The organism is Streptomyces sp. CB03234, assembly GCF_001905885.1.
Taxonomy (GTDB): domain Bacteria; phylum Actinomycetota; class Actinomycetes; order Streptomycetales; family Streptomycetaceae; genus Streptomyces.
The window spans coordinates 633,219-658,741 of the sequence record NZ_LIYH01000005.1 but is presented as its reverse complement, the minus strand read 5'-3'; the positions used below and the strand labels follow the sequence as shown (position 1 = coordinate 658,741).

Genomic DNA, 25,523 nt, shown 5'->3' with positions numbered 1-25,523 from the left:
GTTGCGGCAAGGGGGTACAGCATCGTCGAACATGCCATCGCCCCAGTTCAAGTGGCACAGACCGAAGACTTGCTCACAGGGCGTTCACAGATCCTACAAAGATCCGACGATCCGATCATCGCGGATTACGCCGAGATCAGGCGGAGATCAGGCCGAGATCAGGCCGAGAACTCGGCGGCGACGGCCTCCGCGATCTGAGCGGCGTTCAAAGCGGCGCCTTTGCGTAGATTGTCGCCGCAGACGAACAGCTCCAGCGCCCGGTCGTCGTCCAGCGACCGCCGCACCCGCCCCACCCACGTCGGGTCGGTGCCCACGACGTCGGCCGGCGTCGGGAAGTCCCCGGCCGCCGGATCGTCGTACAGCACCACACCGGGCGAGGTCGCCAGGATCTCGTGCGCCCGCGCGACCGTCACCTCGTGCTCGAAACGAGCGTGTACGGAGACGGAGTGGGCGTTCAGGACCGGTACACGTACGCAGGTCGCCGCCACGCGCAGCTCCGGCAGGTCCAGGATCTTGCGGGCCTCGGCCCGGATGCGCAGCTCGTCCGAGGACCAGCCCTCCTCCAGGAGCGCCCCCGACCAGGGCACCACGTTCAGCGCCAGGGGGGCGGCGAACGGCCCGGTGTCGTCGCCGACGGCCCGGCGCACATCCCCGGGGCAGGCGCCCAGCTCCGTACCGGCGACCAGCGACAGCTGCTCGCGCAGCGCGGTGACGCCGGCCTGCCCGGCGCCGCTGGCTGCCTGGTACGCGGAGACGACCAGTTCGCTCAGACCGAACTCGGCGTGCAGGGCGCCCACCGCGACGATCAGCGCCAGCGTGGTGTCACCGGGGCACGCGACGATCCCGCGCGGGCGTACGCGTACGCAGTGCGGGTTGAGCTCGGGAACGACCAGCGGGACGTCCGGGTCCATCCGGAACGCCGGCGAGGCGTCCACCACCACCGCGCCCTTGGCGGCCGCGATCGGCGCCCACTGGGCGGCGACGGCCTCGGGCACCAGGAACAGCGCCACGTCGGCGCCCTCCAGCGCCTCCTCGCCGAGTGCGAGGACCTCGACCTCCTCCCCGCGCACGGCCAGCTTGCGGCCGGCCGAGCGCGGGGAGGCGATCAGGCGTATGTCGCCCCAGACGTCGGCGTGCTGCGACAGGATCTGGAGCATCACCGCACCGACGGCCCCGGTCGCTCCCACGACCGCGAGCGCCGGCTTGCGGCTCGTCACCGGCTCGTCACCGCCCGGTGCCTCCGTACACCACTGCCTCGTCGGAGTCGGAGTCCAGGCCGAAGGCGGTGTGGACGGCGCGGACGGCCTCCTGGACGTCGTCGGCACGGGTGACGACCGAGATGCGGATCTCGGAGGTCGAGATCAGCTCGATGTTCACGCCCGCGTCGGACAGCGCCTCGAAGAAACCGGCCGTGACACCCGGGTTCGTCTTCATGCCCGCGCCGACCAGGGAGATCTTGGCGATCTGGTCGTCGTAGCGCAGCGACTCGAAGCCAATGAGGGCCTTCTGCTTCTCCAGGGCGTCGATGGCCTTGCGGCCCTCCGCCTTGGGCAGCGTGAAGGAGATGTCGGTCAGCCCGGTCGACGCGGCGGAGACGTTCTGCACCACCATGTCGATGTTGACCTCGTTGTCCGCGATGGTACGGAAGATCGCGGCGGCCTCGCCCGGCTTGTCCGGCACTCCGACGACAGTGATCTTCGCCTCGGACGTGTCGTGGGCGACACCGGAGATGATGGCCTGCTCCACCTTGCGGTCCCCTCGCGGTTCGTTGCTGACCCACGTGCCCTGGAGGCCCGAGAAGGACGACCGGACGTGGATCGGGATGTTGTAACGGCGTGCGTACTCGACGCACCGGTGCAGCAGCACCTTGGAGCCGGAGCTGGCGAGCTCCAGCATGTCCTCGAAGGAGATCCAGTCGATCTTCCGGGCCTTCTTCACGACCCGGGGGTCGGCGGTGAAGACACCGTCGACGTCGGTGTAGATCTCGCACACCTCGGCGTCGAGCGCCGCGGCGAGCGCGACGGCGGTCGTGTCCGACCCGCCGCGTCCGAGGGTGGTGATGTCCTTCTTGTCCTGGGAGACGCCCTGGAAGCCCGCGACGATGGCGATGTTGCCCTCGTCGAGCGCCGTACGGATCCGGCCCGGCGTGACATCGATGATGCGCGCTTTGTTGTGGACCGAGTCGGTGATGACGCCTGCCTGGCTGCCCGTGAACGACTGGGCCTCGTGGCCCAGGTTTTTGATCGCCATGGCCAGCAGGGCCATGGAGATCCGCTCTCCGGCGGTCAGCAGCATGTCGAACTCACGCCCGGCAGGGATCGGGGATACCTGCTCGGCGAGATCGATCAACTCGTCCGTCGTGTCGCCCATCGCCGAAACCACGACGACCACCTGGTGGCCGTTCTTCTTGGCATCGACGATTCGCTTGGCGACGCGCTTGATGCCCTCGGCATCGGCAACGGAGGAGCCTCCGTACTTCTGCACGACAAGGCCCACGTGCGCTCCTCGCTCAGTCCGTTTGCGGTCAGCTCAGTCTAACGAGCGGCCGGGAAACGCCCCCGCCATATCAGATCGTGAGATGTCCCGCTCACGACGTGATCATCGCGGGGGCGCCTCCACGGCCGCTCGGCTTGTGCCTGCCCCTCCCCACGGGGCGTACGCGGAATGTGTGGCGGGTCACGTGCCGGGGCAGGTCGCGGGCCCCGCGTGCCGGAGCAGGGCGCGGGTCCCGCGCCGCGGTACGTGGCAGGTCACGTACCGGAGTACGGCGACAGGCCACGCGCCGGCCACGCGCGCCGGACCGTGCCCGGAAGCCCGACGCCGGGTCTACTTGACCGTACGCATCCCCAGCGGGCCGAGGATCTCCTGGGCCATCACCCGGCCCGCCTCCTCCGCGAGCGCCTCCTCCGTCAGGTCCTCGTCCGTGTCCAGTCCGTCCAGTTCCTCCAGCGGCTGGTCCAGGCGGACGTGGGACACCAAGGACTGCAGGGCCCGGAGGGTCGCCGAGGCGGTCGGGCCCCAGTTGGAGAAGTACGAGAACTGCCACCACCACAGGGCCTCCGTGGTGCGGCCCGCCCGGTAGTGGGCCAGCCCGTGGCGCAGGTCCATGACGATGTCGGCCAGGTTGTCGGAGATCCGGCACGGCACGGGCGCCTTGCGCGGCTCGTACGGGTCGAAGACCTCCGAGAAGACGTCCACCGGGTCGAGCATGGCCGCGAACCGCATCCGCAGGTCGTCGACGTCCTGGTCCGGTCCCGTGTCCGGTTCGTACCGCTCCTCCGGGATGATGTCCTCGTGCGCCCCCAGCCGGCCGCCGGTGAGCAGCAACTGGGAAACCTCCAGAAGCAGGAACGGGACCGCGCTGTCGGGCTCGTCGCCCTTGGCCACTTCCGTGGTGGCGACGATGAAGGACTCGATCGAGTCGGCGATCTGGACCGCGAAGCTGTCGGGGTCCAGGGAGTGCGCGTGCAGTGTGGCGTCAGACATCGAGGAGTCGTCTCCCTTCGAACGCACGCCCGAGCGTGACCTCGTCGGCGTATTCCAGGTCTCCGCCAACGGGAAGTCCGCTGGCGAGGCGCGTGACCTTCAGGCCCATGGGCTTGACCATGCGCGCCAGGTACGTCGCGGTGGCCTCCCCTTCCAGGTTGGGGTCGGTCGCCAGAATCAGCTCGGTGACCGTCCCGTCCGCCAGACGGGCCAGCAGCTCGCGGATCCGCAGGTCGTCCGGGCCGACGCCCTCGATCGGGCTGATCGCGCCACCGAGGACGTGGTACCGCCCACGGAACTCGCGCGTCCGCTCGATCGCGACGACGTCCTTCGGCTCCTCGACCACGCAGATGACCGCCTCGTCACGGCGCGGATCCCGGCAGATGCCGCACCGTTCCTCCTGCGCGACGTTGCCGCACACGGCGCAGAACCGCACCTTGTCCTTGACCTCCAGGAGGGCATGGGCGAGGCGGCGTACGTCGGTGGGCTCGGCCTGCAGGATGTGGAAGGCGATCCGCTGGGCGCTCTTGGGACCGACGCCTGGCAGCCTGCCCAGCTCGTCGATGAGGTCCTGAACCACGCCTTCGTACAACGGAACGCCTCTCGTGGAGTGCTGTGATGCTTACGGTAGTTGCTGTGCGTACGGGTTAGAAGGGCGGGCGCCGGCGCCCGTACCGGAAGGGCTAGAAGCCCAGGCCCGGGATGCCGCCGCCGCCCAGGCCCTGGGCCAGCGGGCCGAGCTTCGCCTGCTGCAACGCCTGCGCGTTCTCGTTCGCGGCCTGGACGGCGGCGACGACGAGGTCGGCGAGGGTCTCGGTGTCCTCCGGGTCGACCGCCTTGGGGTCGATGACCAGGGAGCGCAGCTCTCCGGCGCCGGTCACGGTGGCCTTCACCAGGCCGCCGCCCGCCTGCCCGTCGACCTCGGTCCGCGCCAGCTCCTCCTGGGCGCGCGCGAGGTCCTGCTGCATCTTCTGGGCCTGCTGGAGGATCTGCTGCATGTTGGGCTGGCCACCACCGGGAATCACGGTCACTCCTGGCATTTCGACGACGAGTATTCGGTAGGCCGAGCCTACGTGGTCGCCGGACGGTGTGCCCCATCCACACGGCCTCACTCTTTCGAGTGAGAAACGGGCGCGCCCCCTTCGTGCCCCCTAGCTGATCAAGACGCTCTTGCGGGCGGAAATACCGGGATTCCGCACTTCTGGCCCACCATTCGGCGGTAGGAAAGGGCATGCGCACCAGTACGCACACGCGCACCGCACCGCCCGCACGATACGGATTGTCACGCAGAGCGCAGAGGAGTGCCCCGGTGAGCCAGCCGGAGATGCAGCCCGGGGGCCCCGCCCGGGGGGAGGGCGACAGCCACGACCGGTACGGCGGCCACGGCGGTGATCTGACCGGGCGGCCGTTTCCGCTCGGCGACTGGGGCGAACCGGCGGAACGGCTGGACGAGCTCTACCGGTGGGTCGAGAGCCAGGCGCTGCGGACGGCCGAGTGGTACCTGGAGGACCGCCTCTGGAAGCGGCGCGGCGCCCGGGCCCTGCGGATCGGTACGGCGCTGGGCGCGATCGCCGGCGCCGGGCTGCCGCTGCTGGACCTGACGGGCGCCCTGGACGGGGCGTCGGGGTGGGGGTACGTGTCGCTGCTGCTGGGCGCCGCGTGCCTGGCCTGCGACCGGTACTTCGGGTTCACGTCCGGGTGGATGCGGGACGTGGCGACGGCGCAGGCGGTGCAGCGGCGGCTCCAGGCGTTCCAGTTCGACTGGGCGGCGGAGAGCATCCGGGAGGTGCTGGGCCCGACGGAGGGCACGGCGAGCGAGGCGGCGGAGCGGTGCCTGGGGGTGCTGCGGCGGTTCTCCGAGGACGTGACGGAGCTGATGCGGGCGGAGACCGCGGACTGGATGGTGGAGTTCCGGTCCGGCCCGGCGCCGCTGGTGATGCAGTCGACGCTGTCGTGCGCCCCGCCCCGGGCGGAGGGCGGCCACCCTACGGGCCGCTTTCCGCTCCCTCCCGGCACCCGCCCCAACATGCCGCGCCAGCGCCCGCCGGAGCCCCGCTGAGGCCGTGGGCCGGGCCGCGATCAGCTGAAGATGATCATCGAGCCCTGACCCAGGCTGCGCGTCGCCGCGGCGTGCAGCCCCAGCCACACATGGCGCTCGCGGGCGAAGGGACTCTCGTCGTACGGGATCGGCCCCGCGGGCTCCTCCAGGGCCGTGGGCCGCTCCGGCGGGTGCGGCGCGGCCGGGGGGTTCGCGGGGTCGATGCCGATCGACGGGGCGACGTACTCAAGCTCCCGCAGCAGGCCCTGGGCGGAGCCCAGCGGGCCGCCGCCCGCGAGCAGCTCCTCGTTGGACAGCGGCGCGGGGAAGTCGACGGGCACGTACGCGCCCGCGTGGTCGTAGTGCCACACCAGGTGCGACTGCTGGGCCGTCGACTCGAACATCTCCAGCAGCTGCTCGTAGTCGCCGCCCAGCTCGTCGACCGGCGTGACGGCGAGGCCGCAGATCTGCAGCAGGTAGGCGCGGCGCAGGAAGTGCAGGGCGTCGTAGTCGAAGCCGGCGACCGGCGCGACGTCGCCGGACAGGCCCGGCATGTAGGCGAAGACGGGCACGGTCGGCAGGCCGGACTCGGTGAGGGCCTTGTCGTACGCGGCGATCTCTTCGGCGAAGGGGTTGTCGGGGCTGTGGCACAGCACGTCGACGAGGGGGACCAACCACAGGTCACAGGCCAAGGGAGACTCGCTCTCCTTCAGTTCGCGTTCACGGCAGGCGGTCGGGACGGGCGGTCGGGACGGGCAGTCGGGACAGGTTAATGCGCGGCTCGAGTGCACATCCCATACCCATACGGCACGGGCGGTAAGAGCGGCACGAGCCGTCAGCGCAGCCCGTCCAGATGGTCGGCCCACCGCATCGAGTGCTCGTTGTACGCGTCGACGACCGCCATCACCGCCTCGGGGTCGGCGCGCGTGACCGCGTCGACAAGCTCCTCGTGGCCCTTCCACAGCCACGCGCCGGGCTCCCGGGCGGCGCGCAGGTGCGGCACCGCGAACACCCAGGCCTGGACGCGCAGCCGGTGCAGGAAGTCGGCGATGTAGCGGTTGGCGACGAAGCCGCTGAGCTCGCGCCAGAACCGCAGGTCGTACCCGATCAGGACGTCCAGGTCCCCGGCGCGCGCCGCCCGCGCCGCCTCCTCCGCCCGCCGCCGTACCGAAACCAGCGGCGCCCCGTGGACGGCGTTCATATGGGCGCACAGGCGGCGGAAGATGCCGTCCACGATGAGCGCGCGGGCCTCGACCATGCCCCGGTAGTCCTCGACGGAGAACTGGTGGACGCGGAAGCCCTTGTGCTGGTCGGAATCGAGCAGGCCCTGTGCCGTGAGGTCGACCAGCGCTTCCCGTACGGGCGTCGCCGACACCCCGTACTGCTCGGCGATGTGCTTGACCGTGAACTCCTGCCCCGGCTGGAGACGGCCCGCGAGCACTTCGTCACGCAGCGCGTCCGCGATCTGCTGCCGCAGGGTGTTGCGGGTGACAGCTCCGCTCGCGGGCATGGCTTCTGGCCCCCTCCGTCCGGTTCCGGACACCTTAAGCCAGCCGGAGGGGGCGTACGGAGACGGTTACGCGGTGTGCTCGTCGGCGACCGAGAGGGCGGCGTCGAGGGCGGCGAGGCCCTCCTTGGCCTCCGCCTCGGTGATGTTGCAGGCGGGGACGGCGTGGGTGCGGTTCATGTTGATGAAGGGCCACAGGCCGTTCTTCCTGCAGGCCGCGCCGAAGGCCGCCATGGGGGCGTTCGCCTCGCCGGTCGCGTTGTACGGGACGAGCGGCTCGCGCGTCTCCTTGTTCCGGACGAGGTCCAGCGCCCAGAAGGCGCCCAGGCCGCGCACCTCGCCGACGGACGGGTGGCGCTCGGCGAGCTCGCGGAGGCCGGGGCCGAGGACGTTCTCGCCGAGGTGGGCGGCCTGCTCGACGACCTTCTCGTCCTCCATGACCTGGATGGTGGCGACGGCGGCGGCGCAGGCGAGCGGGTGGCCCGAGTAGGTGAGGCCGCCGGGGTAGGGGCGCTTGTCGAAGGTCGCGGCGATCTCGGCGGAGATGGCGACGCCGCCGAGGGGCACGTACCCGGAGTTGACGCCCTTGGCGAAGGTCAGCAGGTCGGGCACGACGCCGAAGTGGTCGGCCGCGAACCACGCGCCGGTGCGGCCGAAGCCGGCCATGACCTCGTCGAGGATGAGGACGATCCCGTACCGGTCGCAGATCTCACGTACGCCGGCGAGGTAGCCGGGCGGCGGGGTCATGATGCCGGCAGTGCCGGGGACGGTCTCCAGGATGACCGCGGCGATGCTGCCCGGCCCTTCGAAGGCGATGGTGTCCTCCAGGTGCTGGAGGGCCCGCTCACACTCCTGCGCCTCGGTCTCGGCGTAGAACGGCGAGCGGTAGAGGAACGGCGCCCAGAAGCGCACGACGCCGGCGGAGGCGGTGTCGGAGGCCCAGCGGCGCGGGTCGCCGGTGAGGTTGATCGCGGTGGAGGTGGCGCCGTGGTACGAGCGGTAGGCGCTCATGATCTTGGGGCGGCCCGTGTGCAGCCGGGCCATCCGGGCGGCGTTCTCGACGGCCTCGGCGCCGCCGTTGGTGAAGAAGATCTTGTCGAGGTCGCCCGGGGTGCGCTCGGCGATGAGGCGTGCGGCCTCGGAGCGTACGTCGATGGCGAAGGCGGGCGCGAAGGTCGTCATCTTCGCGGCCTGCTCCTGGATCGCGGCGACGACCTTGGGGTGCTGGTAGCCGATGTTGGTGTAGACGAGGCCGCTGGTGAAGTCGAGGTAGCGGTTCCCGTCGTAGTCCCAGAAGTACGCCCCTTCGGCGCCGGCGACGGCGAGCGGGTCGATCAGGCCCTGGGCGGACCAGGAGTGGAACACGTGCGCGCGGTCGGCGGCCTTGACGGCGGCACCGGCCTCGGGATCGGCGAGAGCGGGATGAGGGGTCATGCCGCCCAGGGTAAGGACGCGCTGGTGGGCGCCGGTATGGCCATCTTGTATGCCGGAAGGCGCGGGGGTCGGCAGGGTGTCGGGCGTGGGCGCGCGAGAAAGGATGTTGACAGCATTCTGTCGATGTGACAGCATTCTGTCATCGTCAACGAACGGCTGAACGACTGAACGGCTGAACGACCGAACGCACGGGCTCAGGAGGCCACCATGTCCGGCACCACCCCCGCCCCGGGAAAGACCGTCCATCTCGCCGTCTACGACACGCTGGCCGACTGGGAGACCGGACACGCCACGGCCTGGCTCGCGCGCAGCGGGTACGACATCCGCACGGTCGGCCCCACGACCGACCCGGTGACCAGCATCGGCGGACTGCGCATCACGCCCGACCTGGCCCTGACCGACCTGCGACCCGAGGACAGCGCGCTGCTGATCCTCCCGGGCGGCGACCTGTGGGACGCGGGCGACGACCTGGCGCCGTTCGCCGCGAAGGCGCGGACGTTCCTCGACGCGGGAGTGCCGGTGGCCGCGATATGCGGCGCGACCGCCGGCCTGGCGCGCGAGGGGCTGCTGGACGACCGCGACCACACCAGCGCCGTCTCCTTCTACCTCGCGGCCACCGGCTACAAGGGCGGCGATCGGTACGTGGAGGCCGACGCCGTCACGGACGGCGACCTGATCACCGCCGGGCCGACGGAGCCAGTCGCCTTCGCCCGCGAAGTCCTCGGCAAGATGGGCGCTTTCGAGGGTACGAAGCTGGACGCCTGGTACCGGCTGTTCCACGACTCCGACCCGGCCGCCTTCGAGGAACTGAACTCGTGACCCGTCTCGAAAAGGACCTCCAGGAGCTGCTCAGCCGCACGGCGCTCGGCGTCTTCCGGCTGAACGGCCAGTTCCTCGCCGTATCGGAGAAACTGGCCAGGCCGGCCGGGCTCACCGCCGCGTGGTGGCAGGTCCTCGGGGCCGTGCTGTCCGAACCGCTGCCGGTCTCCGGGATCGCCCGCACGATGGGCATCACCCGGCAGAGCGTGCAGCGGATCGCGGACCTGCTGGTCCACGAGGGCCTGGCCGAGTACCTGCCCAACCCGGCCCACCGCCGCGCCAAGCTCCTCGCACCGACGCACCTGGGCCGGGTGACGGTCGCCCGCATAGAGCCCGCCCACGCCGAACTGGCGGCCCGCCTGGCCACCGAGCTGGGCGAGGAGGGGTTTGCCGAGACGGCACGAGTACTGGAGCGGCTGTCGGAGGTGATGGACACCGTCACGGCGTCACCGATCCCTGCGGCCGGGCCGGTTGACCCGACGGGAAGCGGCTGACACGGCCGGTACGGGAAGGGCGGTCGGGTAGTGTTGTCGTCTTCAGCAGGAGACCCACCGAGGAGGTGAGACCCATCAACGCCAGGTCAGGCCGGGCTCTCCCCTCCCACGGCTCGTAGGACACGGACACAGGTCACCGAGTCACGCGGGAGCGCCCACAGGCGTCCCGAAAGGCTTCCGCTTCCCATGTCCGCGACACCGGTTCCTCTCTCCTTCTCCACCACCGTCACCAGGCTGCGCGCCGCTGGCTGCGTATTCGCCGAGGACGAGGCGGAGTTGCTCCTGTCCACCGCCCGCACCGACGACGAACTCGACGCGATGGTCGCGCGTCGCGCCGCCGGGCACCCGCTCGAACACGTCCTGGGCTGGGCCGAGTTCCGTGGCCTGCGCATCACCGTCGACGAGGGCGTCTTCGTGCCACGCCGCCGCACCGAGTTCCTCGTCGCCCAGGCCGAGTCCCTCGCCCCGCCCGGAGCGGTGGTCGTCGACCTGTGCTGCGGCACGGGCGCGCTGGGCGCCGCCCTCGTCTCCGCCCTGGACGGTGCCGACTTGTACGCGGCCGACATCGACCCGGCGGCCGTACGGTGCGCCCGGCGGAACGTCACGGCAGCAGGGGGGCGGGTATTCGAGGGCGACCTGTACCAGCCGCTCCCGGACGAGCTGCGGGGCCGCGTCGACGTCCTGCTCGCCAACGTTCCCTACGTACCGACCGAGGAGGTGGAGCTGCTCCCCGCCGAGGCCCGCGTCCACGAGGCCCGCGTCGCGCTGGACGGCGGCGCGGACGGGCTGGACGTGCTGCGCCGGGTGACCGCCGAGGCGGCGGCATGGCTCAGGCCGGGCGGCAGCCTGCTCTTCGAGACCAGCGAGCGCCAGGCATCCACCGCCACGGCCGTCGTCGCCGCCGACGGCCTCACCCCGCGCGTGGTGACCTGCGAGGACCTGTACGCCACGGTCGTCATAGGCACCCGGGAGTAGCCAAGCCGCCGGACCGCCGGCCGGCGATCAGCGTGCTGTGGAGCAGCACGGGGCGCACGAACCGATCGGCGGCGGTCGGCGGCGGTCGGCGCCGGGCAAGGACCAGGTACGTTCGCCGAGCGCGGGCACCAGCACGTAACTCACGGTGCCGAGACACGCGTTGAACGGCACCCACCCCACGCCCCCCGGGGGGTGGGCCGTCCGGTACTGGTCACCGTTCCGGGCCGCCCTCCCTCCCGAGAGTCGCGGGCTCCGGCACCCCCAACCCACGCCCCAGGGGCGGGCCATCCGGTACTCGTCACCGTTCCGGGCCGCCCTCCCACCCGAGAGTCGCGGGCTCCGGCACCCTGTCAAGGGCGCTTCGCGTCGGCTTCGCCGATGGGCTTCGCCCACCCTTGACAGGCCGCCTCCGCCCGCGCGTTTTCTCTCGGAGGGCGGCCCCGGGAGCAGGCATCCCGGGGGGCCAGCCCCTTCCCGGGCGCTCGTTGCCGAGGCGGCCCGGCCGGGGCAGGCGCGGCAGAGGAATGGGGCGGTGACGGCTCGGCTAAGCGGCTGCGGCCCGTCTTCCGGTTGCGGCACAAGACCTCGCTCCGGTGAGTGGTGGGTGCGCCTCAGTGCAATGGGGCTTCTGGGCTGGGTTCGGCGACTGCGGGCGGGTGAGGGGCCGGGGTTCAGGCAGGTGGCTGAGGTGGGTGCGGGGCTGGGCCCGGGTGTTGCCCTGTCCGGCCGGGGGCACGGCGGGGACGTCGGGCCCCGGGACGGTGAAGCTCCCGGCGTGGTCCGGTCTCCGGCTCGGGCGCGGGCCGGGGCCGGTCCGGCCGCCCCGCTGCTCCCCCACCCGGGACAGCCCGGGAAGGGGTGGCCCCTCCAGTCACAGCCGTGACAGCCCCCCGGGGTTGTGTGCGGGATCGGACACCCCTGCCCGGATGCGCCTGGCCGGGAGGTGTCCCACGCCGCCCACAACACCCCAGCCCCGATACCGGTGTGACGGTGGGGACCAGTGAGGCGTCCTGGTGGGGCAGGCGGGGTCCCTGGGACTCTCGAGCCCGGCACGCCACGCCCGCGAGGCGCCAAGCGACGGCCGTCATGCCCCGTCAGGGACCAGGGCGAGGCCCAGCCGACTTCCTGTCCGGCACCCTCCTGGGGCGCGCCCTTCCCCTGGCAGCCCCCAGGGCCCCGGACACGTCATCGGACCCACCGGGCGGGCCCCTCCGCCCCCTCCAGTCACACCCGTCTCGCCTCACCGGAGTTGTGGGCGGGATCGGACACCCACAGCCCCCGACACCACGGCGGGGAGGTGTCCCACACCGCCCACAACTCCCCGACCCCGGCACCACTGTGACCAAGGGGACGGGTGGGGCTTCCCCTGTGGGGCAGGCGGGGCCGGTGAGGTGCCCGGGAGCAACCACGGGCGGCACAGGCCCCCGACCGGGCCCGCGAGCCGACCGGCCGGGCAGCCGGGCAGCCAGCCGCCCACCCACACCCACGCCTCCACCCCCGCCGCCAGGCGGGGCAACACCCAGGCCCAGCCCCGCACCCACCCCAGCCACCCGCCTGAACCCCGACCCCTCACCCACCCGCAGACGCCGAGCCGACCCCAGAAACCCCATGCCACTGCCGCGCACCCACCACCCACCGAAGCGAGGTCCTGTACCGCAACCCACAGACGGCCGCCAGCCGCCTAGCCAAGCCGCGCCGCCCCATTCCACTGCCGCGCCTGCCCCGGCCGGGTCGCCTCGGCCACGAACCCCGCACCGCAGGGCGCCCCCCCCGTGGGCCCGTTCCCCCGGGCCGCCCTCCGAGTGGGAAAAGGCGGGCGGAGGCGGCCGGTCAAGGGTGGGCGAAGCCCATCGGCGAAGCCGACGCGACCGAAGGGAGCGCCCTTGAGGGGCCGCCGGAGCCCGCCACACTCGGAGAGAGGGCGGCCCACACGCCCACCATGACCAGCACGCCCACCCCCGGGACACGGCGAGCCCACACGCCCACCATGAACAGCACGCCTACCCGCCGGGCGCGGCCGAGTAGGGTTGATCGTAGGAATCACCCGAAAGGGGGCGACATGTCCGCGATCAGGCAGAGCGTCGAGATCTCGCGTCGTCCCGAGGACGTCTTCTCCTACATGACCGACCCCTCCCACCTGCCCGAATGGCAGGAGAGCGCCGTATCGGCCACCCCGGTAGGGGACGCCCCCGTGGGCGTGGGCTCGCGGGTCAGGGTGACTCGGCAGATCGGTCGTCGGCAGATGCCGATGACCATGGAGATGCGCGAGTACGACCCTCCGCGAAGCTTCCGGATGGACGGTATCGACGGCCCCGTCCGGGGTCATGTGCACGGGACGGTCGAGCCGATCGGCGACGGCGAGCGGTCGCGCGTGACGCTGGACCTGGACTTCGAGACGCACGGGATCGGAAAGGTGATCGTGCCGCTGGTCGTCCGCCCGCAGGTCAAGAAGGAGCTGCCGAGGAACGAGCAGCACCTCAAGGACCTGCTCGAACGGCGCGCCTAGGCGAGAAGCGGGGCCCGGAATCCGGGTCCCGCATCCTGTTACTGGTCGGAGTACTACTGGTCGGGTCCCGCCCAGTCGAAGGTGATGTGCTTGCTGGACTGGCCCTCGCGGCTCCACTGGAATCCGTACGCGTCCGCCCGGTCCGCCGTTGCGCGGCCCCAGGTCGCCACCTGTCCCGGCCCCGTTTCGGAGCCCGGCAGGTTTGTGGTCTGGACGCGTGCGCCCTCCGGGGTCGTCGGACCGGTGAGCGCCTCGGCGCGGGCCTCGACGCGCCCGGGGATGCCGGCGCGCCAGGAGCCCAGGTCGTCCTCGATCGCGAACTCGATGGGGGCGAATTCCATGCCCCGCATCTCCATGTCGGCGACCTTGACGAATTCGGCGGGCCAGCTGCCCGCCTGACCGCTGAAGATCGTCTGTATGGCGTCGCGCTGGGCGTCGTCCGCGCGCTCGTCGATGAAGATCGCGGCGTACGAGTCGGTGTGCTCACCCCAGACGTTGCCGACGAAGGAGCCGAGCATCAGGACGTTGAGGCCGTCGAGGGTGACATCCCCGTAGCGGCCCTCGCGTATGTGCCAGGCCAGGATCCCGTCGCATTCGCCGAAGGTCGGCGGCTGCGCGAAGGAGCAGGGGCACGGGACGTTGCATTTGCAGGTGTCGAACCAGTCTCCCTTGACGTGCCATCGGGGAATGGTCTTCGGTGTCTGAGTCGTATCGGTCATCTTCGGACCTCCTCCACCTCACCTTCCATGCTGCACCCTCCACCGATCGCCGGACCAGGGTCGGCGTGCTGTCCTGGAAGGGGAGGAGGAGTGCTGTGACGACCGCGTATCACCGCCGGATGACCACCGAGCCGCCGCTGCGGCCGGGCAACCTGCTTCCGCCCCGGGTGCTCGTGACCGCCTGGTCCCTGCTCGTGCTGATCGCCCTCCTCGCGTGGGTGCTGACCGTCGGACAGGCCCGGCACATGGGCATCGAGCCGGGGACCATGGGGATGGGCGTCCCGCTGTTCCTGCTGCTGTGGCTGGCGATGATGGCCGCGATGATGCTGCCGTCGGTCGCTCCGGTGGCGATCACCTGGGCGCGGAGCATCGGCCGGGAGTCGGCGGGCGTGGCGCGGGCCGCCCGGACGGCCGGTTTCGTCGGGGGCTACCTGCTGGTCTGGACGGCCTTCGGGCTTCTCGCGTACGCGGCCCTGGCCGCGACCGGAGACCTCGTCCGCACGCACCCCGACGCGGGGCGGTGGATCGGCTTCACGGCGTTCCTGCTGGCCGGGCTCCAGCAGCTCGGGCCGCTGAAGAACGTCTGCCTCCGGCACTGCCGCAGTCCGATGAGCCAGCTGATGCGTTACGCGCAGTTCCGGCCGTGGGCCCGGGATTTCCGGGTGGGGGCACACCACGGGCTGTACTGCGTCGGCTGCTGCTGGGGGCTGATGGTCGTCCTCATCCCACTCGGGGTCATGAACATCGCCGCGATGGCCGGGGTGGCGGCGGTGATCTTCACCGAGAAGCTGTGGCGGCTGGGGCCGGTGTTCTCGACGGCGGTCGGGCTCGCCTTCCTGGTGCTGGCCGGTCTCGCGCCGTCCCAGGACTGGCTGCTGCCGGGGCTCCAGCCGTCCGACGCGCCGATGCCGCCGATGCCCTGACGGGTGGTGCGGAGCCGGGCGCGCTCCGGTCCCGCACTCCACGACGTGGTGGCCCCGGTAGCGCCCGGGATCGGCGCTGAGGACCGGGCGGCCCCGATGTTGGCGCATCGCGGGGGCATTTCGTTTGGGTGCCGTGAATCCAGCGCCAGGCGAAGCGAACACCGCAATCAACAACGGTCGGCCATACGGTCATTCCAAAGCCGGAGGCCTGAACCCCGGTCTCCGGTGCGACCTGCGGACCAGCAGGCGTCGCGGCATGGGCGGGCCTTTCCGTGGGGGGATCGGCCCTGCGGAAGCGCGAATGGTCTGCACCTGTCAAAGCCGGGACCAGAGCCCGCGACGGTTGAACATTGGGCGAACTCCTGCTCGTACGCCGCCAGTTCGAGCGGCGCGTGCCTACCGTGAAGCGTGTGGAGTGGCTGAATCCCGAGAATGTCATCGCCGTCGCCACGGCCCTGCTCGGCGTCCTCGTCTCGGCCGCCATGCTCTGGTACGAGCGCCGCGTCCCGCCCCGCCGCAAGCGGATCGGTTACCGCGTCCAGCTCGACACCCCCATCGGCAGCGACCCCCGCAACGGCGGCCGGGCCAACGTACGGCTCGGGCTGTTCAACGAGACGCCCGACATGTCCGACGCCACGCTCGTGCTGCTCCGCGTCGAGAACGACGGCGCCCAGTCCATCGCCGGGGACGACTACACCGCGCGCGGCTCCCACGGCCTCACCGTGGAGTTCACCGACCGGACCGTACGGGCCATCGCGGTCACCCAGTCCCCCGGCGCCGACCACCTCATGGAGCACTTCACGGCCGCCGCCGGGCTCCAGCACCGCGACGGCACGATCCACCTGCCCCGCGTCCCCCTCAACCGGGGCGAGCACTTCAAGCTCCTCGTGCTGCTGACCGGCGCCGGGGTCGGCAGCCCGGTCACCGTCACCGGCGGCATCCGGGACGGCAAGGTACGGCCCAACCGCGCCGCCACCCCCGACGAGAAGCCCCCGCTCTTCAGCCGGGCCGCCCGCACCGTCACCGTGCTCCTCACCGCCTGCGTCATCACGCTCGCCGCGATCATCGTGCGCGAGGAGCCCCCGCCGCCCATGGGCTGCGCCAAAGGCACCCTGACCGTCACCGGCTCCACGGCCTTCGCACCCGTCGTACGGGAGCTGGCGGCGAAGTACGAGAAGGACTGCCCCGGCGCGACCGTGCAGGTCGACGCGCACGGCAGCACCGCGGGGATACGTGAGCTCGCGGACCGGGGCGCGAAGAGCAAGGACGGATCCCCGGCCGTCATCGCCCTGTCCGACGGCCCCAAGCCCGGCGGCTACCCGCAGCTTCGCGAGAGCCGCGTCGCCGTCTCCCTCTTCACCCTCGTCGTCAACGACAGCGTGACCGTCGGCAACCTCGCCCTCAAGGACATCAGGCGGCTCTACAGCGGCGGCGTCACCAACTGGACCCAGCTCGACGGCCCCGACCTGCCCGTCCTCCTCGTCAGCCGGGACGCCAACTCCGGTACGCGGGAGGTCTTCCAGCGCCGCGTCCTCGGCCGCAACGAGCCCGGCCCGTCGTCCCGCGACTGCGCGACGAAGGACGACCGCGAGGCTCCGGTGCTGCGGTGCGAGCTGGACAGCACGGAACAGGTCCTGGCGACCGTGGCCCGGCTGCCCGGGGCGATCGGGTACAGCGAGGTCCGCTCGGGCAGCGACCTCGGCGGGCTGCACCGGCTCGCCATCGACGGGCGCAGTCCGGATGTCGACCAGATCCGCCAGAGCGGCTACCCGTACCGGGAGATCGAGTACGCGTACACCTACGGTCAGCCGCCCGCCGACTCGCTCACCTCCTCCTTCCTCACCTACCTCAGCCGGGGCAGCGGCCAGGACGTCATCCGTACGCACGGACACCTGCCCTGCGCGACGCCGGAGGGGCTGCGGGTCTGCGGTGAGGGGTGACCCGCCTCGGGACTCTGGCATGCTCTGTTCGCGTGGAGCCTCTGAGTGGTGAAGACCCCGTCCAGATCGGCCCGTTCCGCCTCCTCGGCAGGCTCGGGTCCGGCGGCATGGGCCGCGTCTACCTGGCCCGGTCGGCCGGTGGCCGGACCGTCGCGGTCAAGGTCGTGCACGCCGAACTCGCCGCCCAGGACGAGTTCCGGCGCCGCTTCGCCCGGGAGGTGGCCGCGCTGGAGAAGGTCGGCGGCGCCGGCACCACGCCCGTGCTGGGCGCGGACACCGCCGCCGAGGCGCCCTGGGTGGCCATCGGGTACGTCGCCGGACCGTCCCTGCGCACCGTGGTCGGGGACGAGTACGGGCCGCTGCCGGCGGCGTCCGTGCGGTCGCTGGCCGTCGGGCTGGCCCGCGCCCTGGAGCACATCCACGCCGCCGGGCTGGTCCACCGGGACCTGAAGCCCGGGAACATCCTGCTCACCGTCGACGGGCCCCGCATCATCGACTTCGGCATCGCCCGCGCCGTCGACACGGTCACCGACGGCGGGCTGACCAGCACCGGCGCGGTCGTCGGGTCACCCGGCTTCATGTCGCCCGAGCAGGTGCGGGGCGAGCGGCTCAGCCCCGCGTCGGACATCTTCTGCCTCGGCTCGGTCCTGGCGTACGCGGCGACCGGCCGCCCGCCGTTCGGCACCGCCGACAGCGGCGTCCACGCCATGATGTTCCGCATCGCCCACGACGAGCCGGACCTCACCGGGCTGCCCGCCGAGCTGGACGGCCTCGTCCGTTCCTGCCTCGCCAAGGACCCGGCGGCCCGCCCCACCGCCGCCCACCTGGCCGCGCACGTCGAGCCCGCCGACCCGTGGCTGCCCGCCGGGCTGCTCGCCCAGCTCGGCCGACTGGCCGCCCGGCTCCTGGACGAGGACGGCGAGCCCACCCCCGTACCGGTCCGTAAGAAGAGCCGGCGCCCGCTCCTCATCGGCGCCGCCACCGTCACCGCCCTCGCCGTCGCGGGCGGCCTCGCCTTCACCTTCTGGCCCCGCACGCACAACGCCCCCATGGGCGGGTCCAGGGTGGAGAACCTCATACCCGTCGCCTTCCACGGCGCCTGGGAAGGCGTCGTCAAGGGCACCCGGGAAGCCCCGTACGAGACCGCCCGCATCGAGATCGTCCCCGGCGTGCCCGGCGAGAAGACGGGCACGTACGTCCAGGTCACCGGCGAGCGGCTGTGCATGGGCCGCTCGAAGCTCGTCTCGGCGGACGAGAACAAGGTGGTGTTCGGCGAGAGCGACGTGACGACGAGCGTGCCCGCCAGGGAGTGCACCCCGGCCGCGCACCAGACGCTCACCCTCACCTCCCCCGACGTACTCCAGTGGAGGTCGGGCGCGGTGACGGCCACGTTCCGGAAGGTGCAGGCGGCGCCGGAGATCATGCCGCCGAAGATGGTCGGCACCTGGGAGCAGGTCCCGCACGCGGAGGTCCCGGAGGCGGAGCGCGACCTCTTCACCTCCGAGATCACCATCAGCCAGGGCCCCATCGGCGCCCAGCTCGTCCACTTCCAGGACAGCCACCCGAAGACGGACGAGGAGACCGGCGAGCTGACCGGCGGCTCGCTGAACTGCGCGAGCACCTCGGTCGTCGGCGGCGCGGGCGGCCTGGTGGTCATCGGCCCGCCGACCCTGGACCCCGGCGCCGACCCGGAGTGCCGGGACTACCTGCTGGGCTCGTCGCAGAACCTGCGGATCCAGCGCGCCGAGGGCAAGGACGTGCTGCTGGTGTACGGCATGAGCGCGGACGGGGAGCCCGGCGAGTACGTCAAGACGTACTGACCGGGCCCCCCGTCGTCCGCGCCCTTACAGGAACGAGTTGATCTCGATCGTCTCGGTGCGGCCGGGGCCGACGCCGATCGCCGAGATCGGCGCGCCCGACATCTCCTCCAGCGCCTTCACGTACGCCTGCGCGTTCTTCGGCAGGTCGGAGAAGGTCTTGGCCTTGGAGATGTCCTCGGACCAGCCCGGCAGGTACTCGTACACCGGCTTCGCGTGGTGGAAGTCGGTCTGCGAGTACGGCAGCTCCTCGACGCGCTTGCCGTCGATCTCGTACGCGACACAGACCGGGATCTGCTCCCAGCCGGTGAGCACGTCCAGCTTGGTGAGGAAGAAGTCGGTCAGGCCGTTGACGCGGGTGGCGTACCGGGCGATGACCGCGTCGAACCAGCCGCAGCGGCGGTCGCGGCCGGTGGTGACGCCACGCTCGCCGCCGATGCGGCGCAGCGCCTCGCCGTCCTCGTCGAACAGCTCGGTCGGGAACGGGCCGGCGCCCACGCGGGTGGTGTACGCCTTGAGGATGCCGATGACCCGGCTGATCTTCGTGGGGCCCACGCCCGCGCCGGTGCAGGCACCGCCGGAGGTCGGGTTGGAGGAGGTCACGAAGGGGTACGTGCCGTGATCGACGTCCAGGAGGGTGCCCTGGCCGCCCTCGAAGAGGACGACCTTGCCCTCGTCGATGGCGTTGTTGAGGATCAGGGTCGTGTCGGCGACGAACGGCTTGATCTGCTCCGCGTACTGGAGCATCTCCTCGACGATCCGGCCCGGCTCGATGGCGCGGCGGTTGAAGACCTTGGCGAGGAGCTGGTTCTTCTGCTCCAGCGCCGCCTCGACCTTCTGCGTCAGGATCGACTCGTCGTAGAGGTCCTGGACGCGGATGCCCACGCGGTTGATCTTGTCGGCGTACGTCGGGCCGATGCCGCGCCCGGTCGTACCGATCTTGCGCTTGCCGAGGAAGCGTTCCGTCACCTTGTCGAGGGTGACGTTGTACGGAGTGATCAGGTGAGCGTTACCGCTGATCAGGAGCTTCGACGTGTCGACGCCACGCTCGTTCAGCCCGCTCAGCTCGGAGAGCAGGACCGCCGGGTCGACGACGACACCGTTTCCGATCACCGGGGTGCACCCCGGCGAGAGGATTCCGGAAGGGAGAAGGTGCAGCGCGTACTTCTGGTCGCCTACGACAACCGTGTGGCCGGCGTTGTTGCCGCCCTGGTAGCGCACCACATAATCAACGGATCCACCGAGGAGGTCGGTGGCCTTTCCCTTGCCCTCGTCACCCCACTGAGCACCGAGCAGCACAAGTGCGGGCACAGGCGTACACCCCTTCCGGGCGGGGCATGTCCAAGGCGCGGGGAGTACATACGTCGTACGACGGTGTACGACACAACCTGAGCCGTCGGACCGGGTGCCCCGGAATAGACGAAGCCCCTGGCGCAATAGCGCAAGGGGCTCTTGCACAAAGATGCTACCCGAGGAAGGACCGAGGTGTCGGCTCCCGACCAGCTGCTGGTCGTCATCGACGCGGTCGCGCGCCGGAACGACGGTGAATCCGTACGGATCGCGAAGGACGTCCTGTGCGCCGGGGCGAGCGCGAAGATCTGCCTGCCGGACACTCCGGCGGAGTTCGCCCGGGCGCTTTCCCGGCGTGGTGCGCGCCGGCCGGTGGTGATCGGGGACGACCGGGCGCTGCTGCGGGCGGTGGGGCTGCTGCACCGGGAGCGGGAGCTGGCGGACGGGGCGCTGTCGCTGGTTCCGGTGGGGCCGCGCGGGGCGGTGGAGCTGGCCGGGGCGCTGGGCGTGCCGCTGGGCGCGGTGGCCGCCGCGCGGGCGGTGCTGGACGGGGCGGCGCGGCGGCTGGACCTGCTGGTCGACGACAGCGACGGCGTGGTGGTGCGGGGGCTGCGGATCCCGGAGGGGCCTTCGGGGCTGTCGGTGGTCGAGCCCGGCTCGGTGTGGGACACCTGCCGGTCCCTCGTCCGGACGCTGGTCCGCCCGGCGCCCTCGGTCCCGGCGATACGTACGGCACGGCCGCACCGGCTGCGCGTGGAGGCCGACGGGCGGCTCCTGTGCGACCTGAACGACCCGGTGGAGGGCGTGACGGTGCTCTCCCGGGGCGGGATCGCCGAGGTCGTCGTACGCCCCAGGGCGGCGGAACCGGTACGTGCGGAGGCGACCGCCGTCACCATCTCGGGCGCCTCGTTCCGCTACCGGGCGGACGCGCTGGTGACGGGGCCGGTGTGGACGCGTACGTGGACGGTGCGCCCGGCGGCCTGGTCGCTGACGCTGCCGGCGGGGTAGGGCGGCGCCTACAGGGCGTCGAGCGGGCCGGTCATGGGCGGGGTCGACGTGTCGTCCTCGTCGTCGTCCGGGCTCCCGGGGAACAGCAGCCACGCGCCGGCACTGATCATGCCCAGCGAGGACAGGCCCAGGGCGGACTTCAGCAGCCGCATGCCACCCACCCGGTCGTGGGGCGCTCCGAACACGACCCAGAAGCCGGGGGCGGCCCCGGCGATCAGGACGGCGACAGCGGCGGTGCGACGCAGGACGACAGACATTCGTCCATGATCTCATTCGGGCCGCGTCGCACTCCGGTGCTCCCGCCAGCGGTCCAGCAGTTCGCGCATCTCCTTCTGCAGGAAGGCGAAGAACTCCGCCGTCTCCGCCACCCGTGCCCCCGCCGCCGAGTCGGGGCCCAGCGTCTCGGCACCGTCGCGCAGGACCGTCTCCCAGCGGGAGAGGATCTGGTCGCGACGGGTGAAGGTCTCGTACCAGAGCTCGTTGTGCAGGACGTACCGGTCGCGCCGCGAACCCGGCTCGCGCTCGCGGCTGACCATGCCGACCTGGTTGAGGTAGCGGATGGCGCCGGACACGGCGGCCGGACTGATCCGCAGCCGCTCGGAGAGCTCCGCGGAGGTCAGCGAGCCGCTCTCGGAGGCGAGCAGCGCGGCGAACACCCGGGAGGCCATGCGCTGCATGCCCGCCTCGGCCAGCTCGGCGGCGAAGCGCTCCACGAAGCGGCCGGCCGGCTGTTCTCCGTCGGAGCGGCTGACCGGCTCCGGCGATTCCTCGTTCCCCATGGACATGCCCCTGACTTTATACGGTTCCTTAACTTCACAAATTTGTGAAACCACCCTACGTTCAGAAGCATGACGAACGCCATCACCGTCTCCGGACTCCACAAGTCGTTCGGACGGACGCACGCACTGGACGGGCTCGACCTGACCGTCGCGACCGGCGAGGTCCACGGCTTCCTCGGCCCCAACGGCGCCGGCAAGTCCACCACCATCCGCGTCCTGCTGGGTCTGCTGCGCGCCGACTCCGGCGCCGCCCAGCTCCTCGGCCGCGACCCCTGGCACGACGCCGTCGAGCTGCACCGGCGCGTGGCGTACGTCCCCGGCGACGTCACCCTGTGGCGCAACCTCTCCGGCGGCGAGGTCATCGACCTGTACGGGCGGCTGCGCGGAGGGCTCGACACCGCCCGCCGCGCCCGGCTCATCGAGCGGTTCGAACTCGACCCGACCAAGAAGGGGCGTACGTACTCCAAGGGCAACCGCCAGAAGGTCGCCCTCGTCGCCGCCTTCGCGTCGGACGTGGACGTGCTGATCCTCGACGAGCCGACGAGCGGCCTCGACCCGCTCATGGAGGAGGTCTTCCAGCGGTGCGTCACCGAAGAGCGCGAGCGCGGCCGGACGATCCTGCTCTCGTCCCACATCCTCAGCGAGGTGGAGAGCCTCTGCGACCGCGTCAGCATCATCCGCAAGGGGCGCACCGTCGAGACCGGCTCCCTCGCCGAGCTGCGCCACCTCACCCGTACGAGCGTCACCGCCGAGCTGGCCGGGCCGCCCAACGGCCTCGCGCACCTGCCGGGCGTCCACGACCTCGACGTACGGGGCAACCGCGTCAGCCTCCAGGTGGAGAGCGACCGGCTGGACGCGGTGCTCAGGTCCCTGACGGAGACCGGCGTCCGCTCCCTGACCAGCACCCCGCCCACCCTGGAGGAGCTGTTCCTCCGCCACTACGAGGAGGCCGGGCGATGAGCGCCCTCACCGGGACCGGTACCCTCACACGGCTCGCGCTGCGCCGCGACCGGCTGATGCTGCCGCTGTGGACCGTGGTGGTCGGCGGCATGGTCGCGAGCGGCTCCGGCTCGCTGAAGGCCCTGTACGACACGCCCGCGAAGCGTGCCGACGTCGCCGCGTCGATGACCGCCAACAGCTCGATGCGCTCGCTGTACGGGCCGGTGTTCGGCGACTCGACCGGCGCGCTGGTCGCCTGGCGGTTCGCCACGTTCGCGGCGGTGCTGGCGGCCGTGATGAGCCTGATCATCGTCGTACGGCACACCCGGGAGGAAGAGGAGACGGGCCGTCAGGAGATGCTGTCGGCCGCCCGGGTGGGCCGCCGGGCGCCGCTGACGGCCGCGCTGCTCACCGCCCTCGTCGCCAACGCCGCCGTCGCGCTGATCATCACCGCCGGGCTGTCCGGCGAGGGCGTGGCAGGGGCGCTCGCGCTCGGCCTCGCGGTCGGCGGCACCGGCATGGTCTTCGCCACCATGGCCGCGATCGTCGCCCAGCTCACCGAGAGCGCCCGGCTCGCCAAGGGCCTGACGGCGGCGGTCCTCGGTCTCGCCTTCGTCCTGCGGGCGGCCGGTGACGCGGGGGACTCGCGCGCACTGACCTGGCTCTCCCCCGTCGGCTGGGCGGAGAACGTCCGCGCCTTCGCCGGCGAGCGCTGGTGGGTGCTCCCGCTGATGGCGGGGGCGGTCGCCGTCCAGGGCACGGTGGCGTACGCGCTGGCAGGGCGCCGCGATGTCGGCATGGGCTTCCTGCCCGCCCGCCCCGGCCCGGCCTCCGGCCGCATCGCCACGGCGGGCGGCCTGGCCTGGCGGCTGCAGCGCGGCAGCCTGCTGGGCTGGACGCTCGGCTTCCTGGTCGCAGGCGTGGTCTTCGGCGGCATGGTCGAGGGCGCGAGCGACCTGGTCGGCGACAACGAGCAGGCCAGGCAGATCTTCGAGCGGATGGGCGGGCAGTCGGGCCTGGAGAACGCCTTCCTCGCCGCCATGGTCGGCCTCTTCGGAATGGTCGCGGCGCTGTACGTCGTCGGATCGGTGCTCAGGCTGTACGGCGAGGAGACCTCGCAGCGGGCCGAGCCGGTCCTCGGATGCGCGGTCGGCCGGCTGCGCTGGGCGGCGGGCCATCTGGTCATCGCCTTCGGCGGCGCGGCACTGCTGATGGTCGCGGCGGGCGCCGGGCTGACGCTCTCGTACGGCAGGGACGGCGGCCCCGTGCTGGGCGCCGCGCTCGCCCAGCTCCCGGCGATCTGGGTGCTCGGGGGCCTGGCGGTGCTGCTGCACGGGGCGTTCCCGAAGGCGGCGGTCGCGGCATGGGGCGTGGCGGGGCTGTGCCTGGTCCTGGGCTGGATCGGCCCGGCGCTGGACCTGCCGCAGGCCGCCCTGGACCTGTCACCGTACGGGCACCTGCCGAAGCTGCCGGGCGCGGAGATGTCCTGGACTCCCGTCCTGCTCCTCGCCGCCCTGGCGGCCGCCCTGGTGGCGGGCGGCCTGGCGGGGCTGCGGCGGCGGGACGTGCTGACCTGAGGACCTGGAGGCCCATGAGGCCGGACCCGGAAGCACGGACCCTGACAGGCAGGCTCAGACCTCCACCACCAGCCCCTCCAGCCCCCGGATCACGAAGTTCGGCTTGCGCTCCGGCTCCTTCACGAGCCGGAGCGCGGGCGCCCGTTCCAGCAGCGCCTCCATCGACGCGGCCAGCTCGATACGGGCCAGCGGGGCGCCGATGCAGTAGTGGACGCCCGCGCCGAAGGAGATGTGCGGGTTGTCCCGGCGGGACAGGTCCAGCGTGTCGGGGCGGTCGAAGGCGTCCGCGTCGCGGTTGGCCGAGCCGAAGAGCAGGGCGATCTCCGAGCCGCGCGGGACGGTGGTGCCGTCGATCTCGATGTCGTCCAGCACCCAGCGCTCGAACATCTGCAGCGGGGTGTCGTGGCGGAGCAGCTCCTCCACAGCTGTGGACACCTCGACGCGACCGGCGCGCAGGGCGGCGAGCTGCTCCGGGTGCCGGAACAGGGTCCACCAGCCGCCCACCGTGGCGTTCACCGTCGCCTCGTGGCCGGCGTTCAGCAGCAGGACGCAGGTGGAGATCATCTCCTGCTCGCTGAGCCGGTCGCCCTCCTCGTACGCGCCGATCAGCGCGCTGATCAGGTCCTCCCCGGGGGATGCGCGCCGCTCGGCGATCAGCTCCCGCAGGTACGCGGAGAACTCCAGCGACGCCCTGACCGCGCGGGCGGCCGTCTCCTCGTCCGGGTTCAGCTCGTACATCCCGCAGATGTCCGCCGACCACGGCCGCAGCGGCGCCCGGTCGGACTGCGGGATGCCGAGCATCTCCGCGATGACGGCGACCGGCAGCGGTTCGGCCACGGCCGTCAGCAGATCGCCCCCGCCGTCCGCGACCAGGGTGTCGACCAGCTCGCCCGCCAGCCGGTGGACGTACGGTTTCAGCCGCTCGACCGTACGCGGGGTGAACGCCTTCGACACCAGGCGCCGGATGCGGGTGTGGTCCGGCGGCTCCAGGTCCAGCATCCCGTGGTCGTTCAGGACGTGGAACGGCTCGTGCGCGGCCGGGGGCGGCGTACGGCCGAACTCCTCGTGCGTGAACCGGTGCCGGTACGTCCGCCCCAGCCGCCGGTCACGCAGCAGCGCGGACACGTCGGCGTGGCGCGGGACGAGGAACTGCCGGGCCGGCTCGAACCAGTGCACCCGGCCCCGCGCACGCAGCTCGGCGTACGCGGGGTACGGATCGGCGACGAACGCGGGCGACCACGGGTCGAAGTCCATGCGCCCGACCTTATGCGG

Annotated in this window: 24 protein-coding genes; 11 read left to right on the top strand and 13 right to left on the bottom strand. The window is 71.9% G+C overall.

Annotated features, from left to right (window positions below; translation table 11 throughout):
* Nucleotides 1-158 precede the first annotated feature (158 nt).
* The 5 genes from AMK26_RS24435 to AMK26_RS24415 form a co-directional block, all read right to left on the bottom strand.
* Complete coding sequence (locus AMK26_RS24435; protein WP_073756844.1) at nt 159-1,217, bottom strand: aspartate-semialdehyde dehydrogenase; 1,059 nt, start codon at nt 1,215-1,217, stop codon at nt 159-161.
* 7 nt (nt 1,218-1,224) lie between these two features.
* Complete coding sequence (locus tag AMK26_RS24430; protein ID WP_073756843.1) at nt 1,225-2,496, bottom strand: aspartate kinase; 1,272 nt, start codon at nt 2,494-2,496, stop codon at nt 1,225-1,227.
* 330 nt (nt 2,497-2,826) lie between these two features.
* Entirely contained in the window at nt 2,827-3,486 is a 660-nt protein-coding gene (locus tag AMK26_RS24425; RefSeq protein ID WP_073756842.1) for a DUF5063 domain-containing protein, read from the bottom strand.
* On the bottom strand, nt 3,479-4,078 hold the full coding sequence (recR, locus tag AMK26_RS24420) for a recombination mediator RecR (RefSeq protein WP_064067261.1): 600 nt from the start codon (nt 4,076-4,078) through the stop codon (nt 3,479-3,481). Before recR ends, AMK26_RS24425 begins: the two co-directional genes overlap by 8 nt.
* 91 nt (nt 4,079-4,169) lie before the next feature.
* On the bottom strand, nt 4,170-4,511 hold the full coding sequence (locus tag AMK26_RS24415) for a YbaB/EbfC family nucleoid-associated protein (protein WP_073756841.1): 342 nt from the start codon (nt 4,509-4,511) through the stop codon (nt 4,170-4,172).
* Nucleotides 4,512-4,795: 284 nt separating this feature from the next.
* On the opposite strand from AMK26_RS24415, the gene AMK26_RS24410 reads away from it, so the two are divergent.
* Nucleotides 4,796-5,545: an SLATT domain-containing protein gene (locus AMK26_RS24410; protein WP_073756840.1), complete on the top strand. Its 750-nt coding sequence runs from the start codon at nt 4,796-4,798 to the stop codon at nt 5,543-5,545.
* A gap of 20 nt (nt 5,546-5,565) precedes the next feature.
* Here AMK26_RS24410 and AMK26_RS24405 read toward each other — a convergent pair whose 3' ends face one another.
* The 3 genes from AMK26_RS24405 to AMK26_RS24395 all read right to left on the bottom strand — a co-directional run bounded on the left by AMK26_RS24405 (nt 5,566) and on the right by AMK26_RS24395 (nt 8,465).
* Nucleotides 5,566-6,216: a hypothetical protein gene (locus AMK26_RS24405; RefSeq protein ID WP_073756839.1), complete on the bottom strand. Its 651-nt coding sequence runs from the start codon at nt 6,214-6,216 to the stop codon at nt 5,566-5,568.
* Nucleotides 6,217-6,359: 143 nt separating this feature from the next.
* Nucleotides 6,360-7,034, bottom strand: a complete 675-nt coding sequence (locus AMK26_RS24400; protein ID WP_073756838.1) for a GntR family transcriptional regulator — start codon at nt 7,032-7,034, stop codon at nt 6,360-6,362.
* A 66-nt stretch (nt 7,035-7,100) separates the two neighbouring features.
* Nucleotides 7,101-8,465 carry an aspartate aminotransferase family protein gene (locus AMK26_RS24395; protein ID WP_073756837.1) on the bottom strand — a complete coding sequence of 455 codons (1,365 nt, stop codon included), beginning with the start codon at nt 8,463-8,465 and terminating at the stop codon, nt 7,101-7,103.
* 207 nt (nt 8,466-8,672) lie between these two features.
* Here AMK26_RS24395 and AMK26_RS37410 point away from each other — a divergent pair, with 207 nt between their 5' ends.
* The 4 genes from AMK26_RS37410 to AMK26_RS24375 all read left to right on the top strand — a co-directional run bounded on the left by AMK26_RS37410 (nt 8,673) and on the right by AMK26_RS24375 (nt 13,259).
* Nucleotides 8,673-9,284 (top strand): type 1 glutamine amidotransferase family protein, encoded by a 612-nt coding sequence (locus tag AMK26_RS37410; RefSeq protein WP_073756836.1) that lies wholly within the window; start codon nt 8,673-8,675, stop codon nt 9,282-9,284.
* On the top strand, nt 9,281-9,778 hold the full coding sequence (locus AMK26_RS37405) for a MarR family winged helix-turn-helix transcriptional regulator (RefSeq protein WP_073756835.1): 498 nt from the start codon (nt 9,281-9,283) through the stop codon (nt 9,776-9,778). The genes AMK26_RS37410 and AMK26_RS37405 overlap by 4 nt, the downstream gene beginning before the upstream one ends.
* 186 nt (nt 9,779-9,964) lie before the next feature.
* Nucleotides 9,965-10,753 carry a putative protein N(5)-glutamine methyltransferase gene (locus AMK26_RS24380; protein WP_073756834.1) on the top strand — a complete coding sequence of 263 codons (789 nt, stop codon included), beginning with the start codon at nt 9,965-9,967 and terminating at the stop codon, nt 10,751-10,753.
* Between the two features lie 2,059 nt (nt 10,754-12,812).
* Complete coding sequence (locus AMK26_RS24375; RefSeq protein WP_073756833.1) at nt 12,813-13,259, top strand: SRPBCC family protein; 447 nt, start codon at nt 12,813-12,815, stop codon at nt 13,257-13,259.
* A 53-nt stretch (nt 13,260-13,312) separates the two neighbouring features.
* Here AMK26_RS24375 and AMK26_RS24370 read toward each other — a convergent pair whose 3' ends face one another.
* Nucleotides 13,313-13,978, bottom strand: a complete 666-nt coding sequence (locus AMK26_RS24370; protein WP_073756832.1) for a DUF1326 domain-containing protein — start codon at nt 13,976-13,978, stop codon at nt 13,313-13,315.
* Between the two features lie 119 nt (nt 13,979-14,097).
* On the opposite strand from AMK26_RS24370, the gene AMK26_RS24365 reads away from it, so the two are divergent.
* From AMK26_RS24365 to AMK26_RS24355, 3 genes are all read left to right on the top strand, one after another.
* Nucleotides 14,098-14,901: a DUF2182 domain-containing protein gene (locus tag AMK26_RS24365; protein ID WP_073757102.1), complete on the top strand. Its 804-nt coding sequence runs from the start codon at nt 14,098-14,100 to the stop codon at nt 14,899-14,901.
* Nucleotides 14,902-15,311: 410 nt separating this feature from the next.
* Complete coding sequence (locus tag AMK26_RS24360; protein WP_073757101.1) at nt 15,312-16,841, top strand: substrate-binding domain-containing protein; 1,530 nt, start codon at nt 15,312-15,314, stop codon at nt 16,839-16,841.
* A gap of 32 nt (nt 16,842-16,873) precedes the next feature.
* Complete coding sequence (locus AMK26_RS24355; protein WP_073756831.1) at nt 16,874-18,661, top strand: serine/threonine-protein kinase; 1,788 nt, start codon at nt 16,874-16,876, stop codon at nt 18,659-18,661.
* 24 nt (nt 18,662-18,685) lie between these two features.
* On the opposite strand, the gene AMK26_RS24350 is transcribed toward AMK26_RS24355, so the two are convergent.
* A complete protein-coding gene (locus tag AMK26_RS24350; RefSeq protein ID WP_073756830.1) occupies nt 18,686-19,969 on the bottom strand; it encodes an adenylosuccinate synthase in 1,284 nt (427 codons plus the stop codon).
* Nucleotides 19,970-20,143: 174 nt separating this feature from the next.
* On the opposite strand from AMK26_RS24350, the gene AMK26_RS24345 reads away from it, so the two are divergent.
* The gene (locus AMK26_RS24345) at nt 20,144-20,956 is read left to right on the top strand and encodes a diacylglycerol kinase (RefSeq protein ID WP_073756829.1); all 813 of its coding nucleotides are present in this window, start codon (nt 20,144-20,146) and stop codon (nt 20,954-20,956) included.
* An 8-nt stretch (nt 20,957-20,964) separates the two neighbouring features.
* On the opposite strand, the gene AMK26_RS24340 is transcribed toward AMK26_RS24345, so the two are convergent.
* On the bottom strand, nt 20,965-21,213 hold the full coding sequence (locus tag AMK26_RS24340; RefSeq protein WP_073756828.1) for a hypothetical protein: 249 nt from the start codon (nt 21,211-21,213) through the stop codon (nt 20,965-20,967).
* Between the two features lie 12 nt (nt 21,214-21,225).
* Nucleotides 21,226-21,735 carry a GbsR/MarR family transcriptional regulator gene (locus AMK26_RS24335; RefSeq protein WP_073757100.1) on the bottom strand — a complete coding sequence of 170 codons (510 nt, stop codon included), beginning with the start codon at nt 21,733-21,735 and terminating at the stop codon, nt 21,226-21,228.
* Nucleotides 21,736-21,804: 69 nt separating this feature from the next.
* Between AMK26_RS24335 and AMK26_RS24330 the strand changes: the two genes are divergently transcribed.
* Nucleotides 21,805-22,695: an ABC transporter ATP-binding protein gene (locus AMK26_RS24330; RefSeq protein ID WP_073756827.1), complete on the top strand. Its 891-nt coding sequence runs from the start codon at nt 21,805-21,807 to the stop codon at nt 22,693-22,695.
* Nucleotides 22,692-24,251, top strand: coding sequence for an ABC transporter permease (locus AMK26_RS24325; RefSeq protein WP_073756826.1), 1,560 nt, complete (start codon nt 22,692-22,694; stop codon nt 24,249-24,251). The genes AMK26_RS24330 and AMK26_RS24325 overlap by 4 nt, the downstream gene beginning before the upstream one ends.
* A 54-nt stretch (nt 24,252-24,305) precedes the next feature.
* Here AMK26_RS24325 and AMK26_RS24320 read toward each other — a convergent pair whose 3' ends face one another.
* Nucleotides 24,306-25,505: a cytochrome P450 gene (locus AMK26_RS24320; protein ID WP_073756825.1), complete on the bottom strand. Its 1,200-nt coding sequence runs from the start codon at nt 25,503-25,505 to the stop codon at nt 24,306-24,308.
* Nucleotides 25,506-25,523 lie beyond the last annotated feature (18 nt).